We start from the raw sequence: 16,004 nt of genomic DNA on the forward strand, positions 1-16,004 counted from the left end.
TCAGTTACTCCCCTACTTCCCTATTCCCGTTCGGTTTGTTGCACCGGTGAATGTGCTGTGGCAGAAGCGGCCCAAGTCGCCCCGGAGATGCTCTTCTTGAAACCTTTTCGCGACAAGCGCCGTGACAGCCGCTCGCATCAATTCGCAAAGGGCGGGGCGGAACAGGCGTCGCGCGGAACCGGCACAGCATCGGGCAACCGCTCCGAACCGAAAGCCGCGCCGCGTGTCCTTTCCCGCCGTGATGGCGCCCTGCCCGTCGAACACCTGCCATTGATCCTCGAAGTGGCGCCCAACGCCGACTATGCGCTGCTCGACAGCGGCGCCGGGCAGAAGCTCGAACAGTACGGTCCCTATCGCATCGTCCGGCCCGAGGGCCAGGCAATCTGGCAAAAGGCGTTGCCGGCCAAGGACTGGGACCGCGCCGATGCCATTTTCACCGGCGACACCGACGAGGAAGGCATCGGCCGCTGGCGCTTTCCAAGGACCCCGCTCGGCGAGACCTGGCCGATGAAGCATGACGGCATCGACTATCTCGGCCGCTTCACCTCGTTTCGCCATGTCGGCGTCTTTCCCGAGCAGGCCTCGCACTGGGATCACATGGCCGGGCTGATCGCGGCGGCGAAGCGGCCGGTCAAGGTGCTGAACCTGTTCGGCTATACCGGCCTTGCCTCGCTGGTGGCAGCGCGCGCCGGCGCCGAGGTCACTCATGTCGACGCGTCCAAGAAGGCGATCGGCTGGGCCAGGGAAAACCAGGAGATGGCGGGCCTGTCGCAAAAGCCGATCCGCTGGATCGTCGACGACGCCATGAAATTCACCGAGCGCGAGGAGCGCCGCGGCAGCCGCTACGACATCGTCCTGTTCGATCCGCCCGCCTATGGCCGTGGCCCCAAGGGCGAGGTCTGGCAGTTGTTCGAGGACCTGCCCGCGCTGACCGACCTCTGCCGCTCGATCCTGACGCCGAAGCCGCTTGCCGTGGTGCTGACCGCCTATTCGATCCGCGCCTCCTTCTTCGCCATCCATGCCTTGATGCGCGACACGTTCGCCGGCATGGGCGGCACGGTCGAGTCCGGCGAACTGATCATCCGCGAGAAATCCGCCGGCCGGGCGCTGTCCACGTCGCTGTTCTCGCGCTGGGTGGCCTGAATGAGCGAGCGGCACGCAGGCGCGCCCGGGCAGGTGAAAGAGGTCACCAGCCTTGCCAACCCGCTGGTCAAGGACATCAAGGCGCTCGCCCTGAAGAAATTCCGCGACCAGCAGAACGCCTTTATGGCCGAAGGGCTGAAGCTGGTGATCGACGCCCTCGATCTCGGCTGGTCGATCAGGACACTGGTCTTCGCCAAGGCCGGACGCGGCAACGCGGCGGTCGAAAAAGTCGCGGCGCGCACGGTTGCCGCCGGCGGCACCGTGCTCGAAGTTTCGGAAAAAGTGCTGGTCGCCATCACCCGTCGCGACAACCCGCAAATGGTGGTTGGCGTCTTTTCGCAGAAGTTCCTGCCGCTGAAGGACATCCGGGCCCAAGAAGGCGATGTCTGGGTGGCGCTCGACCGTGTGCGCGACCCAGGCAATCTCGGCACCGTCATCCGCACCGTCGATGCGGTGGGCGCCAAGGGCGTCATCCTGGTCGGCGAGACCACCGATCCTTTTTCCGTCGAGACCGTGCGCGCCACCATGGGCTCGATCTTCGCCGTGCCGGTCGCCAGGGCGACGCCGGACGCCTTCCTCGCATGGCGAAAGAGCTTTCCCGGCCTCGTCGCCGGCACGCATCTGAGGGGTGCGGTCGACTACCGGTCGGTCGATTTTTCCAAAGGCCCTGTGCTGCTGATGATGGGCAACGAACAGCAGGGCCTGCCCGACAGCCTGGCCGAAAGCTGCGACAGGTTGCTGCGGATTCCGCAGGCTGGCCGGGCCGATTCGCTCAATCTCGCGGTGGCCACCGGCATCATGCTGTTCGAGATCCGGCGCGGTGCGCTGAAACTTGCCCCGGAGGACGCCAAACCGTGACATCCCAAATGGTGAAATCCCAAACGGCGAAATCATGGTTCCCTTACGCCCTGCTGGTCGCAGCGGCGATAGCGCTCGACCAGTGGGTAAAACACCTGGTCGAGACCGGCCTCGCCTTTCAGGAAAAGGTCGATCTCGTGCCGTTCCTGGCACTGTATCGCACCTACAACACCGGCATCGCCTTCTCGATGTTTTCGTCGTTTGGCGACACCGGCCTGGTGGTCATCGCCGCTAGCGTCGTCGCGTTCGTGCTCTATCTCGCGGCCCGCACGCCGCCCGGCCACGTGCTTACCCGCATCGGCTTTGCGCTGATCGTCGGCGGCGCGCTCGGCAATCTGCTCGACCGCGCGACCTATGGCCACGTGATCGACTACATCCTGTTCCACACCCCGGTGTGGTCCTTCGCCATCTTCAACCTCGCCGACGCCTTCATCGCGGTCGGCGCGGTGCTGGTCGTCTTCGACGAACTCATCGGTTGGCGGCGCGGGGCCAAGCCCTCAAGCGATTGACCTGACCTTCCACCGCCATACAGTGCCCATTCGAAAGCCCGAGGAGAAGACATGCCCGAAACCTTCAAAGCCATCCTCGTTTCGCGCGACGCCGAGAAGAAGCAGTCGATCGCGGTGACCGACCTTACCGAAGCCGATCTGATGGAAGGCGATGTCACCGTCGCCGTCGAGGCGACGACGGTGAACTACAAGGACGGCCTCGCCATATCAGGCAAGGCGCCGGTGATCCGCCGCTGGCCGCTGGTGCCGGGCATCGATTTCGCCGGCACGGTCGTCTCGTCGTCCCATGCCGACTGGCGCAAGGGGGACAAGGTCATTCTGAACGGCTGGGGTGTCGGCGAGACGCATTTTGGCGCCTATGCCGAGCGTGCCCGCGTCAAGGGCGACTGGCTGGTGCCGCTGCCCCAGGGCATGAGCCCGCATGATGCCATGGCGATCGGCACCGCCGGCTACACCGCCATGCTTTGCGTCATCGCGCTGGAACGGCATGGCATCGTGCCCGATCGCGGCCCGGTGGTGGTGACGGGGGCGGCCGGCGGCGTCGGCTCGGTCGCGGTCTCGATCCTGTCCAGCCTCGGCTACCATGTCATCGCCTCGACCGGCCGCAGCGCCGAGAGCCCCTATCTGATCGACCTGGGCGCCGCGGAGGTGATTGCGCGTGACGAGCTTGCCCAGCCGGCAAAGCCGCTCGCCAAGGAACGCTGGGCCGGCGGCGTCGATGCGGTTGGCAGCCATACGCTGGCCAACGTCCTTTCGATGACCTCCTATGGCGGCGCCGTCGCCGCCTGCGGCCTGGCCGGCGGCATGGATCTGCCGGCAAGCGTCGCCCCGTTCATCCTGCGCGGCGTTTCGCTGCTCGGCATCGATTCGGTGATGGCGCCGAAGGCGGTCCGCATGGAAGCGTGGCGCCGCATCGGCACGGACCTTGATCTCCGGAAGCTTGCCAGCCTGTCCACGACCATCGGTTTCGACGGCATCATCGACGCCGCGCACGACATCGTCGACGGCAAGATCCGCGGTCGCGTGGTGGTGGACATGTGAGCTCCGTCGTCTGCCGTTTTTGCACGAAGGGAAGGCAAAAACCGCGCGACCGCTAAAATTCGAACGATCAGCCGCAATTTTCCATAATCTCTGTCTGGCAAGGATTTCGCATGATCGCGGAATCCGGCCTCAAAGAAACGGAAAGCGCCGAAGGCGTCGGCGGGACAGGCCTTGATGCGCCAAAGCGGCAGCTTGTCGCCGCGCCACCGCTGGCGCCGGAACTGCCCGCCGCCAATCGTGAAGGCCTGCCGTTCCTGACGCTCGTCGCCGTCGTCGTGCTGGCAGGCCTGTCGCATCTGACCGGAGCGCCGATCTTCATCACCGTTGGCCTTCTGGCGACCGGCATGGCCGGTCTTGCCATGCATCTGCGCGCGAAGCGCACTGAGCACCGCACAGCCGCTCTGCTCGATGAGACCGCGGCTCGCAGCCGCGCCCAGATCGAGACACTGGCCGACCGCATGTGGGAGATGCAGGAGAGCGAGGAACGCTTTCGCGGGCTGATCGACGCGCTCGGCGATCTCGTCATCCACCGCGATCGTGACGGCCACATCGTCTACGCCAACAGGGTTTTCGCCGATCTTGTCGAAACCGAACAGCGCAACCTTGCCGGCAGGACCCTGGCCGAACTCGGCATCGACGTTGGCGTCGTTCCCGATGCCGCTTTTTCCGACCACGAATGCCTAAGCTCCACCGACGTCGCCATTAGCACGCCAAGCGGTCCGCGCTGGTTCTCATGGATCGAACTGTCCGTGCGCGACAAGGAGAGCGGCGCTGTCTCGCATCGCGCCATTGCCCGCGACATTACCGCCCGCAAGCACGCCGAATCGTCGCTGATCACCGCCCGTGAGCGAGCCGAATATGCAAGCCAGGCCAAATCGCGCTTCCTCGCCACTGTCAGCCACGAGATCCGCACGCCGATGAACGGCATCATGGGCATGGCCAGGCTGCTGGCCGATACCAATCTCTCGCCTGAACAACGGACCTATGTCGGCGCCGTCTCGACCTCGGCCAGCGCGCTGCTGGCGCTGATCGAGGATCTGCTCGACTATTCAAAGATCGAGGCCGGCCGCTTCGATCCCGAGCCGCAGCCGATGTCCGTGCGCGAGATCGCCGACAACGTCATCGAACTCCTGGCGGCGCGCGCCTTCGCCAAGGCTATCGGCCTTGGCTGCCATGTCGACCCCGACGTGCCGCAGATGATCACCGCCGATCCGGGAAAGGTCAGGCAGGTTCTGCTCAACCTCATCGGCAACGCCATCAAGTTCACCGACAGTGGCGGCGTGCTGGTGAGCATCGCTCGTGCCCGCACCGAAACCACCGACCACACATGCTTCACCGTCACCGACACCGGCCCCGGCCTGAGCGAGGACGACATGGAGCGCATTTTCGAGGAATTCGAACAGGCTGACGGCACCTCGACCCGTGTGCATGGTGGCGCCGGTCTCGGCCTTGCCATCTCCAAGCGCCTGGCGATTGCCATGGGTGGTGCGATTTCGGTGTCGAGCCGGCTCGGCCAGGGTTCCGAATTCGTCTTCGAAATTCCCGCAATATCGGCCATCGAAGCGCCGCAGAACCGTCAGAGCGCCCTGTCGGATCGGCGCGCGGTGATCCTGTCGAAGAACGCCATCGAGGCGGATGCCATTGCTCGCACCATCCGCGCTAATGGCGGTATGGTCGATCTGGCCGCGACCGCAGCCCAGGCAGCCCCCTTCGCCAAAGGCTGCGACGTGCTTCTGGTCGACGCAGCCATGGAGGACAGCGACGGCAGGTTGCTCAAGCGCCTTCGTCAGAGCGGCTTTGCCGATTGCGAGGCGATCACGCTGATCGCACCGACCGACCGCGGCATGCTGGGCGAGTTCCGCGCCAGCGGCTACGCCACCTTCCTGGCAAGGCCGGTGCGCGGCGAGACGTTGCTGCGCGTGCTTTTGACCAGCAGCGTACCCGCCCTCACCCAACCGCAGCCGGAAAAGCCCGGCGCGCCGTCCGTTCGCGCCATTGGCAGCCGCCAGCAGGGCCTGTCCGTGCTGATTGCCGAGGACAACGACATCAACGCCATGCTTGCCCGCGCCACGCTGCTGAAGGCCGGGCATCGGGTGAAAGTGGTCGGCAACGGCAGGGCCGCCGTCGAGGCCGTCACCGGAACCGGCCACAAGCATCGCTTCGACGTGGTGCTGATGGACCTGCACATGCCGGTGATGGACGGGCTGGACGCCATCGCCGCCATCCGCCGGCACGAGGAGGAAACCGCCATACCGCCGGTTCCGATCATGGTGCTGTCGGCGGACAGTCAGGAAAAGACCCGTCACGCCGTGCTCGCCCATGGCGCCAGCGGCTTCGTCACCAAGCCGCTCGACCCGGACGCGCTTGTCCATGCGGTCGAGGGCCAGGTGGCGGCCTGAGCCGCGAGTCGCGCCCTTTCCTCACATAGCATAGCCGGTTGCAGGCATTACCCAGCCGGCGAAGTATTGCCCGTAACGCCGTATCACGGTACTGTCACAATCCTGTTGCACCTACACCGTATCCCCGTGCCAAGAGGGATGGCTCGAAGGAGAATCACTCGTGCATACAGTTATGCCGGAATGTGACACTCGGCCGAACGCCAGCAGCGCATTGCTTGTCGGGCGGAACGTCGATGCTGTCATAAAAGGCGCATCGCTCGGTCGCATCGGCAACCTCGAAGTGCGGCTCGCCCTCAACGAGGCTGAGATCGCCGCGGCCCAGGAAGTGCGTTATCGGGTATTCTACGACGAGCTTGGCGCCAGGAAGGACCTCTTCCAGGCGCAGAACTGCCGCGACGCCGACCGCTTCGATCCGCTCTGCGATCATTTGCTCGTCTTCGACACCTCGCTGTCCGGTCCCGAGCATCGCCGCATTGTCGGCACCTACCGCCTGCTACGGCAGGAAATCGCGGCTGCGGCCGGTGGCTTCTATTCCGAGGGCGAATTCGAACTGACCAAGCTCATTGCCCGTCATCCTGGCCAGCGCTTCCTCGAGCTCGGCCGCTCCTGCGTCTTACCGGAATACCGCTCGAAGCGCACCATCGAGGCGCTCTGGCAAGGTATTTGGGCCTATATCAACCATTACGGGATCGGCGTGATGACCGGTTGCGCCTCGTTCCAAGGCACCGTGCCGGCGGCGCATGCCGAAGCGCTAACCTATCTCGCCCATCACTGCCGCACGAACTCGGCCTGGGACGTGTGCGCGGTCGCCGGGCGCTACTGTTCCATGGATTTGATGCCGATCGAGGCGGTCAACGCCAAGGCCGCGATCGCGGCGATGCCACCGCTGGTCAAGGGCTATCTGCGCGTCGGCGCGCGCATCGGCGACGGCTGCGTCATCGATCGCGAATTCTCGACGGTCGACGTGTTCGTGGTGATGCCGGTCAAGGAGATCGGCGCCCGCTACGTCAACTATTATGGCGGGGAAGCCCAGCGTTTCGCTGCCTGAGATCACAGTAGCGAATAGCGAGTAGCGAATAACACGAAGCGCCACGTGGCTGCTATTGGCTATTCCCTATTCGCTACTCGCTTATTTCACGCATCCTTCTCAGCTTGCTCGTTCACCGGTCCTGGCTCGACCGGCGCTTCACCAGCCACATGCTTGGGGCCACCCTTGGCGACGCCGACCATGGCCGGCCGCAACACCCGCTCGCCGATCGAATAGCCCGGCTGCACGACCTGCACCACCGTGTTGGCCGGCACCTCCGGATTGGGCACCTCGAACATCGCCTGGTGGAAATTCGGGTCGAACTTCTCGCCTTCCGGCTCGAGCTTCTTCACCCCATGCCGCTCCAGCGCCGATAGCATGGCGCGCTCGGTGAGCTCGACGCCCTCGATCAGCGCCTTGAAGCCGGCATCGCCCGACGCCTTGGCCTCCGCCGGGATCGCATCCAGCGCGCGGCGCAGATTGTCCGACACCGACAGCATGTCGCGGGCGAAATTGGCAACCGCATAGGCACGCGCGTCGTGCACGTCGCGCGCGGTGCGGCGGCGCAGGTTCTCCATCTCGGCAGCGACGCGGAGCGCGCGGTCCTTCAACTCGTCATTTTCCTTCAGCAACCGCACAAGCGCTTCGTAATCGCCGTCGACGCCGCGTTCCGTGCGCTCGATGGCGTCCTCGGCCGTCTCGGCTTCATCGGGCGCGCGTTCGTCTTTTGCCTGGTCGCTCATCGCCATTTCCCGTCATTTCGAATGATGTGGATTTGTGCCCGATATCGAGGTTTGGCGGCCAAAAATCAAGGGGCAAGCGATACCGGAGATGTCGCTCGCGCTTTTGACGGCGCATCATGAAGACCTTTCGATATTAATTCAAACTTTACTGTAACCGCTGGCTTTGCTTGCCAAGATGCTACGATGCGGGAACCATTCGCCTACTGGGGGAGTTTCGAAGCCGACACAGGATTTTGAGATGACGACCCGCAACAACGGCGACCGCAACAACAATGGCGCCCGCAACAATGACGAAAGACGTGAAAGGCTCGCAACCGGCGTCAGGCGCCAGTTCGGCACCGAGGCAACGATGCGCTTTCTGCGCGCGTTGCCGGCATTCCGGACAGAGAACGACATTCCCGATCGCTTCAGGGATTTGCTCGACCGCCTGGACGGCATCGAGAGCAGCCTAGCCGCCAATAGCCGCCGGCGGTAGAGGGACGCACGCCCCAGTCGTTGCGTGCCACCGGAACCCAGGCATGCTTTTCCACTTCGCAGCATCTTGCGCATCGCGCGACAATTACGCGCAGTAACCTTGAGTGATATCCGCCTTGCGGCAGCGGTAGGGCCCGTCTATGCTTTCTAATGAACATGATTTCCCCCGAAGCTGTGGCGAACAGCAAACGTGCCTGGTTGAAGATTCTGGCGCGCTACAAGACGCCGGACAGGCGACGCAGCGCCGTTGAACTTGCCATCACCCTCATCCCTTTTGCCACGCTGTGGGCACTATCCTCGGCTGCCTATGCCTACGGCCATTGGTGGGGTCTGATCCTCATCCTTCCGGCCGCCGGCTTTCTGGTGCGGATCTTCATGATCCAGCACGATTGCGGCCATGGCTCCTTCTTCGCTAATCGCACCGTCGACGACTGGATTGGCCGTAGCCTCGGCATCCTGACGCTGACGCCCTACGACTGCTGGCGGCGCGCCCACGCAACCCATCATGCCAGCGCCGGCAACCTCGACCAACGCGGCATGGGCGACATCACGACGCTGACCGTTGCCGAATACCGGCAGATGCCCTGGCAAGGCCGCCTTGCTTATCGTCTCTATCGTCATCCCTTGGTCATGTTCGGCCTTGGCCCCATATGGCTCTTCATTTTCGAGCAGAGGCTGCCGGTCGGCATGATGCGGGGCGGCCTGACACCTTGGGTGTCATCCATGGCCACCAATCTCGCCATCGCCCTTATCGCCGCGATCCTCATCTGGTTCGTCGGCCTCGGCGCCTTCCTGGTCGTGCACTTGCCGATCGTCATCCTCGCCGGTTCGGCCGGCATCTGGCTGTTCTACGTCCAGCACCAGTTCGAGGAGACCGAGTGGGCAAAGGATTCCGAGTGGGAATTCCAGCATGCGGCGCTGCACGGTTCCTCATATTATGACCTGCCGCCGGTGCTGAACTGGTTCACCGGCAATATCGGCGTCCACCACGTGCACCATCTCTCCGCCAAGGTGCCATGCTACCGGCTGCAGGAAGTGCTGAGGGATTACCCGGAACTGCGCGAAATCGGCCGCATTACACTTGTCGAGAGCCTGCGCTGCGTCAAGCTGGCGCTGTGGGACGAGAACCGCAGGAAACTGGTGTCGTTCCGCGAAGCCCGGATGGCTGCGTAAAAAACACCGCCGCACCACAGGTGCGGCGGCGCTTGCAAGGCCTGGCTCAAGCCGCCTTGCGTTCGTCGCGCATCAGCATCTCGCCGTGCTGGATTTCGGTGCCGAGCACTTTCAGGCATTCGCGCATGAAGGCGGCAAGGCCCGGCCAGCCCTTGGCCGACACCAGATTGCCGTCGACATGGGCGCCGGTCGGTGAGACATCGATGTAGGTGCCGCCGGCGAGCGTGACTTCCGGCTCGCAATACTGGAGCGCCGCGACTTCCCTACCACGCACGACGCCGTCGACCGCGATCAGGATCTGCGCACCGTGGCAGATGGTGAAGATCGGCTTGCCGGTCTCGTGGAAATGCCGCACCAGCGCCTGCACGCGTTTGTCGATACGGATGTATTCCGGCCCACGTCCGCCTGCAGCGTAGACGGCATCGTATTCGGCCGGGTTCACCTCGGAAAAGGTCTTGTTGAGGATATAGTCGTGGCCAAGCTTTTCCGTGTAGGTTTGGTGGCCCTCGAAGTCGTGAAGCGACGTCTTCAGGATGTCGCCCGCCTTCTTGTCGGGACACACGACATGGACGGTGTGGCCGACCGCGTGCATGGCCTGTTCAAAGACGAAAATCTCGTATTCCTCGCTGAACTCGCCAACGAGCATCAATATCTTCTTACCAGCCATTCCCGGTTCCTCCCTTGGTGGCGATATTTATTTCGGGTCACGAAATAATACGCCTATCCTAAGGGCGGGACGGTGAAAATAAAAGACTGAATCTGCAAATTGGTCCGACCAGATTCGGCGATCTGCTCCAAGGAGGCGATCAGCCGGCGCGCACCCGCCGCCAGGAATATTTGGGACCTTTGGCCTCCGGCTTCACGGTCGGCTGATAGGAGAGCGGCAGACCGCCGGTGCGGCCTGCCTCGAGCCGTTTCAGCAGCACCGGATGCGACACTTCGAACTCGTCGAAGCCGAGGCGCAGCATATGCGGCAACTGGTCGACCAGAACCTGCCCGGTGGCGCGAACTGCCCCCTCGAAATGATAGCGGCTGCGCAGCAGTTCTCCCTTGGAGAAGGAGCGGCCGTCGCTGAAAGCCGGGAAGGCCAACGCCACCAGCGATACCTGGTCGAGCAGGTCTGCGATCTTTTCGAGCTGATCGCCGGGCTGAAGCAGCACGCCAAGGCGTTCCTTCGCCGACCGGCGCACCGCCGGGTCGAGGTCGAGAAATACCTGCAGCGGCAGGATGAAACGGCCATTGCCGGACAGCGCATCGGCACTTTCGGCATGGGTCCACTCGTCCTCGCGAAAGCCCGTCGGGGTCCAGAGGCGGGTGGCGATCTCCGGCGTCGGTTCGGTCATCAAAAAATTCCTAAAACCCAAAGATCCTAAAGCGATGCGTCGGTCAGCGACTTCTCCAGCCCCGACAGATGGATGCCGCACTCGGTCTTGGCGTGCCCAGCCCAGCGGCCGCTGCGTGCGTCCTCGCCCGGCTGCACCGGCTGCGTGCACGGAAAGCAGCCGATCGACAGATAGCCGTAGGCGACCAAAGGATTTTCACGCAGCGCATGCGCGCGCATATAGCTGGCCTGGTCGGCGGTCGTCCAATGCGCCAGCGGATTGATACGGATGCGCGAGCCGACCGCCTCGAACACCGGAAGCGCTGCCCGCGTTGAGGCCTGGAAGCGCTTACGGCCGGTAAACCAGGCGCGAAACGGCTCGACGCCGCGCGCCAGCGGCTCGACCTTGCGGACATCGCAGCAGGCGTCGGTGTCGGTCTCGTTCAGATTGCCGGTCGGATCGACCCGTTCGAGCGCCGCCTCGTCGGGCGTGATCACTCGGATATCGGTCAGCCCGAAATCGGCAACGAGCGCGTCACGATAGTCGAGCGTCTCCTCGAAATGCTTGCCGGTGTCGAGGAAGATCACCGGCAGCGTCCGGTCGATCTTGGCGATCATGTGCAGCAGCACCGCCGAATCCGCGCCGAAGGACGAAACCGCGGCGATTTCATCGTAAAAGAATTCCCGGGCCGACCGTTCGATGATCTCCAGCGGCTTCAGATGACCATAGAGCGCATCGAGCCCCGCCGCTTCGGCGGCGACGCCGGCCTCGACGTCGACGATACGGTCAAGCGGCCTTGGTTTCGCCAGCATAGAGCGCCTCCTTGAACGGCGTGGGACCGACACGGCGGTAGGCGTCGATGAACTTTTCGTTTCTGTCGAGCCGAAGGCCGAGATAGGTCTCGACAATCTGCTCGATGGCATCGGTGATCTCTTCCGAGCTGAAGCCGCGGCCGATGATCTCGCCGACCGAGGTGTTCTCGTCGGCCGAGCCGCCAAGCGTGACCTGATAGAGTTCGGCGCCCTTCTTCTCGACGCCGAGGATACCGATATGGCCGACGTGGTGATGGCCGCAGGCGTTGATGCAGCCGGAGATCTTCAGCTTCAGCTCTCCGATCTCGCGCTGGCGCTCGAGCGAAGCGAAGCGGCTCGAGATTTCCTGCGCCACCGGAATGGAGCGCGCCGTGGCCAGCGCGCAATAATCGAGGCCAGGGCACGAGATGATGTCGGTGATCAGATTTGAATTGGCCGTCGCCAGTCCGATGTCGACCAGAACGTCATAGACCGCCTTGAGGTCGGCGCGCGCGACGTGCGGCAGGATCAGATTCTGCTCATGGCTGACGCGCAGCTCGTCGAAGGCATATTTTTCGGCAAGGTCGGCGACCGCTTCCATCTGGCTGTCGGAGGCATCGCCCGGCGCTTCGCCGATGCCCTTGAGCGAGATGGTCACGGCGGCATAATCGGGATGGCGGTGGGTCACCACGTTCTGGTCGAGCCATTCCGAAAAGCTCTTCGAATCGAGGCGGGCAAGCTTGACCGCTTCGTCGCCTTCCGGCCGATCGACCAGCGCCGGCGGCGCGAAATAGGCATCGATGGCGCGGATATCGGCTTCCGGCAGCTTCAGATCCGCATCCTTCAACTCCTGCCATTCGGCCTCGACCTGGCGGGTGATCTCCTCGACGCCGGTCTCGTGGACGAGGATCTTGATGCGCGCCTTGTACTTGTTGTCGCGGCGGCCGTAGAGGTTGTAAACGCGCAGGATCGCCGTGCAGTAGGACAGAAGGTCCGCCTCGGGCAGGAAGTCGCGTATCTTCTTGGCGATCATCGGCGTACGGCCCTGGCCGCCGCCGACATAGACGGCGAAACCGAGTTCGCCGGCCGCATTTTTCTTCAAATGCAGGCCGATGTCATGCGTCTGGATGGCGGCGCGGTCGCGCTCGGCGCCGGTCACCGCGATCTTGAATTTCCTCGGCAGGAACGAGAATTCCGGATGCACCGACGACCATTGGCGCAGGATTTCCGCATAGGGGCGCGGGTCGGCAACCTCGTCGGCGGCGGCACCGGCGAAGTGGTCGGCAGTGACGTTGCGGATGCAGTTGCCGCTGGTCTGGATGGCGTGCATTTCCACACTTGCCAGGTCGGCCAGGATCGCCGGGATGTCCGACAGCGCCGGCCAGTTGAACTGGATGTTCTGGCGCGTCGTGAAATGGCCATAGCCCTTGTCGTATTTGCGGGCGATGTGGCCGAGCATGCGCAGCTGCTTGCTGTTCAGCGTGCCGTAAGGCACCGCGATGCGCAGCATATAGGCATGGAGCTGCAGGTAGACGCCGTTCATCAGCCTCAGCGGCCGGAACTGATCCTCGGTGATCTCACCGGCAAGCCGCCGCGCGACCTGATCGCTGAACTCGGCGACGCGGGCCTGGACAAAATCGTGATCGAACTCATCGTAACGGTACATGTCTGGTCTTTCCGGGCGCGTCCGCCCGCCTGAATCAATGTCGCGATCTACGCCGCCCGGGCAGCTTCCGGGCGGGCCTGCTTGCCCAGATCGTTGCGGTTGGTGGGGCCGGCGGCGCGGATTTTTTCACGCAGACGAACCGGAACGACCACACCATTGGCGACGGTCACGTCGATCAGATTGACGTCGACGACTTCATTGTTGGCAAGGGCCGTGGCGCCGATCGCCTCCAGCCGGTCTTCGGTCGCCTTGTCGTCGGCGAGATCGGCATTGTCGATGATCTCGGCCCAGCCCCCATTGGCGTACCAGACGGCTTCGCCGTCGGCGAGGCGGTTTGCGGTCAGAACTTTCATCGTTTGGCTCCTTCGGCGGCTGTTTGGGCCGCGCCTTCATGCCTGTGTGCCGCGAGCGGCTCGGAACGTTCAAAGTTGGCGCCGGCGACTGCATCGCCGATGATCGTCATGACCGGGCCGGTAAGATCGGCACGGACCTCCAGCGACGGCAGGTCGGCGAGCGTGCCGTGGAAACGGCGGCGGTTGGTAAGGCTGGCATTCTCGACCACGGCGACCGCTGTATCCGGCGACAGGCCTGCCTCGATCAGCCGGCCGGCGACCTCGGCCGCGACCGAGCGGCCCATATAGACGGCGACCGTGGCGCCGGAAATCGCGAGCTTGGCCCAGTCGGGCAGCGAATTTCCCTTGAGGTCATGCCCGGTGGTGAACACCATCGACGACGACACGCCGCGCAGCGTCAGCGGCAGCTCGAAATCGGCGGCGGCGGCGAAGGCCGCGGTGACGCCCGGAACCACCTCATAAGCGATGCCGGCATCGCGAAGTGCTGCCATTTCCTCGCCCGCGCGGCCGAACACCAGCGGATCGCCGGACTTCAGTCGCACGACGCGCTTGCCGTCGCGGCCGAGTTCGATCAGCAGCGCGTTGATCTCGGCCTGGCTCTTGGTGTGGCAGCCCTTGCGCTTGCCCACCGGCAAACGCTCGGCGTCGCGGCGGCCCATGGCGACGATCGCCTCTGGCACCAGCGCGTCATGGACGATGACATCGGCTTCCATCAGCAGGCGATGGGCGCGCAACGTCAGCAGGTCCTCGGCGCCCGGGCCCGCCCCCACCAGGGCAATGTGGCCCGACGACGGCGCATTCGAGAGCAACAGGTCAACGGCGGCATCATGCGCCTGCGAAAGCTGGCCGGCCTCCATGGCCCGGGCCGGTGCGCCGCCGAAGAAGTCGCTCCAGAAGCGTCGCCGGGCATTGCCTTTCGGCAGCAATCTCTCGGCGGCACCACGCAACGAGGCGGCAAGCGAAGCAAGCGGCCCGAGCGACGGCGACAGCATACGGTCGATCTTGCTGCGCAGCATCTGGGCAAGCACCGGGCCGGCCCCTTCCGTGCCGACGGCAATGGCGACCGGCGCGCGGTTGACCAGCGCAGGCGTGAAGAAATCGCACAGATCCGGCCGGTCGACGGCATTGACCGGAATACCCAGCCGACGCGCGTCCTCGGCAACGCGGCAATCGAGCGCCTCATCGCCGCTGGCGGCAAACACCATCACCGCGCCTTCGAGATGCGCGGCATCGTAAGCGGCAGCGATGTGGACGGCGCCATTCGTGGCGACAAAGGTCAGCAACTCGGCCTCGGCGGCATCGGTGATGATGCGCAGCACGGCACTCGACTGGCCGATCAGCCGCGCCTTGGCCAGAGCTTCCTGGCCGCCGCCGACGATGGCCACGGCTTCGCCCTCGACCCGCATGAAGACGGGAAAGGCGTTGAGCTTGGGGGTGGCCTGCGGCATGGCGAGCGGAATCCTGAATACGCTGTCGGTTCTACGCGCAAGCGCGAAAAAGCAGAAGGAACGCACTCGCGCATCGCTTCGTGCGAAGCAATCGCTTTTCCGCAAGCACCAGAGGCTGGAGAAAAAAATTCCACACCACGGGTGGAGCGGATCCAAGCCGCTGTTGCGGGCCTTGATCTGCGGCCGTTCTAGCGGCAATCGAGGTGCATCACAAAACACTTTTTTCTAAATTCTACTAATCTAGTAGATTAAAGCCCCATGCACTGAACACCGTTATCCCCGGTTGGTTGGTTGGTTCGCTCGCTGTTCTTGTCGTCACCGGAACATTCCTGCCTCGGCGCGCGTTTGCCATGCGAACCCGAGCTTGGCTGTTCGGCTGCGGCAACGGCTCCTGGGATAGGCCCGGAAACCATGAAGAAAATCAGGAAAAAGGAGCGCTCCGTGAACAACCTCAAGCTGAAACGCGGACTGTGGATCGTGGTGGCCGACGGCGAGAAGGCGCTGTTCCTCGAAAACCGTGGTGACACGCAATATCCCGACCTTCAGGTCGTGCAGGAGATGGAGCAGGCAAATCCAGCGACGCGAGAGCAAGGCTCGGACCGCCCCGGCCGCTACAGCGACGGCCCTTCCATCCACCGCAGCGCAGTCGAGGACACTGACTGGCATCGTCTCGGTAAGGAGCGTTTCGCCGACGAAATTGCCGAGCGGCTGTACAAGCTCGCGCATCGCGGCGCCTTCAAGGAGATGGTGCTGATCGCGCCACCGCAAGTGCTTGGCGATATCCGCAGAAAACTGCACAAGGAAGTTGCCGAGAAAATCACCGTGGAAATTCCGAAGACCCTGACCAACCACACCATCGCCGACATCGAAAACCTGCTGCAGGCGGCCTGATAGCGGGCACCAGGCGCGCAAACCGCTTCTTGCTTGCAGCAACAACCCTTGCCAGCCCCGAGGCGGCTCGCCTTCTGCATCTTTGTCGTCGATTTCATGGCATCGCGGTTGCCTCGCGGCCACCTGAGCCCCCATATTGGCCAACGCGGCGGCTCTTTTGGCGGCG

The 16,004-nt window shown here is 63.9% G+C and carries 16 protein-coding genes; 9 read left to right on the forward strand and 7 right to left on the reverse strand.

What is annotated here, in order from left to right:
- The first annotated feature begins 96 nt into the window (after positions 1-96).
- From E5X88_RS12995 to E5X88_RS13020, 6 genes are all read left to right on the forward strand, one after another.
- The gene (locus tag E5X88_RS12995; RefSeq protein ID WP_292161742.1) at positions 97-1,143 is read left to right on the forward strand and encodes a class I SAM-dependent rRNA methyltransferase; all 1,047 of its coding nucleotides are present in this window, start codon (positions 97-99) and stop codon (positions 1,141-1,143) included.
- Positions 1,144-2,001 (forward strand): RNA methyltransferase, encoded by an 858-nt coding sequence (locus E5X88_RS13000; RefSeq protein ID WP_292161744.1) that lies wholly within the window; start codon positions 1,144-1,146, stop codon positions 1,999-2,001.
- Between the two features lie 8 nt (positions 2,002-2,009).
- Positions 2,010-2,510, forward strand: a complete 501-nt coding sequence (gene lspA / locus E5X88_RS13005) for a signal peptidase II (RefSeq protein ID WP_292161746.1) — start codon at positions 2,010-2,012, stop codon at positions 2,508-2,510.
- A 51-nt stretch (positions 2,511-2,561) separates the two neighbouring features.
- The gene (locus tag E5X88_RS13010; protein ID WP_292161748.1) at positions 2,562-3,551 is read left to right on the forward strand and encodes an MDR family oxidoreductase; all 990 of its coding nucleotides are present in this window, start codon (positions 2,562-2,564) and stop codon (positions 3,549-3,551) included.
- Between the two features lie 110 nt (positions 3,552-3,661).
- Positions 3,662-5,950 (forward strand): PAS domain-containing hybrid sensor histidine kinase/response regulator, encoded by a 2,289-nt coding sequence (locus tag E5X88_RS13015; RefSeq protein ID WP_292161750.1) that lies wholly within the window; start codon positions 3,662-3,664, stop codon positions 5,948-5,950.
- 172 nt (positions 5,951-6,122) lie between these two features.
- Positions 6,123-6,998 (forward strand): GNAT family N-acetyltransferase, encoded by an 876-nt coding sequence (locus tag E5X88_RS13020; RefSeq protein WP_292161871.1) that lies wholly within the window; start codon positions 6,123-6,125, stop codon positions 6,996-6,998.
- An 86-nt stretch (positions 6,999-7,084) separates the two neighbouring features.
- Here the strand turns inward: E5X88_RS13020 and grpE are convergent, their stop codons facing one another.
- A complete protein-coding gene (gene grpE / locus E5X88_RS13025) occupies positions 7,085-7,720 on the reverse strand; it encodes a nucleotide exchange factor GrpE (protein ID WP_292161751.1) in 636 nt (211 codons plus the stop codon).
- Between the two features lie 238 nt (positions 7,721-7,958).
- Here grpE and E5X88_RS13030 point away from each other — a divergent pair, with 238 nt between their 5' ends.
- Both E5X88_RS13030 and E5X88_RS13035 read left to right on the forward strand, forming a co-directional pair.
- Positions 7,959-8,195: a hypothetical protein gene (locus E5X88_RS13030; RefSeq protein WP_292161753.1), complete on the forward strand. Its 237-nt coding sequence runs from the start codon at positions 7,959-7,961 to the stop codon at positions 8,193-8,195.
- A 149-nt stretch (positions 8,196-8,344) separates the two neighbouring features.
- A complete protein-coding gene (locus E5X88_RS13035) occupies positions 8,345-9,367 on the forward strand; it encodes a fatty acid desaturase (RefSeq protein ID WP_292161756.1) in 1,023 nt (340 codons plus the stop codon).
- Between the two features lie 46 nt (positions 9,368-9,413).
- Here E5X88_RS13035 and E5X88_RS13040 read toward each other — a convergent pair whose 3' ends face one another.
- From E5X88_RS13040 to cysG, 6 genes are all read right to left on the reverse strand, one after another.
- On the reverse strand, positions 9,414-10,034 hold the full coding sequence (locus tag E5X88_RS13040) for a DJ-1/PfpI family protein (RefSeq protein ID WP_292161757.1): 621 nt from the start codon (positions 10,032-10,034) through the stop codon (positions 9,414-9,416).
- Positions 10,035-10,173: 139 nt separating this feature from the next.
- The gene (locus tag E5X88_RS13045) at positions 10,174-10,710 is read right to left on the reverse strand and encodes a DUF934 domain-containing protein (protein WP_292161758.1); all 537 of its coding nucleotides are present in this window, start codon (positions 10,708-10,710) and stop codon (positions 10,174-10,176) included.
- 26 nt (positions 10,711-10,736) lie between these two features.
- Positions 10,737-11,501, reverse strand: coding sequence for a phosphoadenylyl-sulfate reductase (locus E5X88_RS13050; protein ID WP_292161761.1), 765 nt, complete (start codon positions 11,499-11,501; stop codon positions 10,737-10,739).
- Positions 11,476-13,146, reverse strand: a complete 1,671-nt coding sequence (locus E5X88_RS13055; RefSeq protein ID WP_292161763.1) for a nitrite/sulfite reductase — start codon at positions 13,144-13,146, stop codon at positions 11,476-11,478. Before E5X88_RS13055 ends, E5X88_RS13050 begins: the two co-directional genes overlap by 26 nt.
- A 47-nt stretch (positions 13,147-13,193) precedes the next feature.
- A complete protein-coding gene (locus tag E5X88_RS13060; RefSeq protein ID WP_292161765.1) occupies positions 13,194-13,499 on the reverse strand; it encodes a DUF2849 domain-containing protein in 306 nt (101 codons plus the stop codon).
- The gene (gene cysG / locus E5X88_RS13065; protein ID WP_292161768.1) at positions 13,496-14,947 is read right to left on the reverse strand and encodes a siroheme synthase CysG; all 1,452 of its coding nucleotides are present in this window, start codon (positions 14,945-14,947) and stop codon (positions 13,496-13,498) included. Before cysG ends, E5X88_RS13060 begins: the two co-directional genes overlap by 4 nt.
- A gap of 441 nt (positions 14,948-15,388) precedes the next feature.
- On the opposite strand from cysG, the gene E5X88_RS13070 reads away from it, so the two are divergent.
- Positions 15,389-15,838 carry a host attachment family protein gene (locus tag E5X88_RS13070; RefSeq protein ID WP_292161770.1) on the forward strand — a complete coding sequence of 150 codons (450 nt, stop codon included), beginning with the start codon at positions 15,389-15,391 and terminating at the stop codon, positions 15,836-15,838.
- Positions 15,839-16,004 lie beyond the last annotated feature (166 nt).

The organism is Mesorhizobium sp. (assembly GCF_004962245.1).
In the GTDB taxonomy this organism is placed as follows: Bacteria; Pseudomonadota; Alphaproteobacteria; order Rhizobiales; family Rhizobiaceae; genus Mesorhizobium.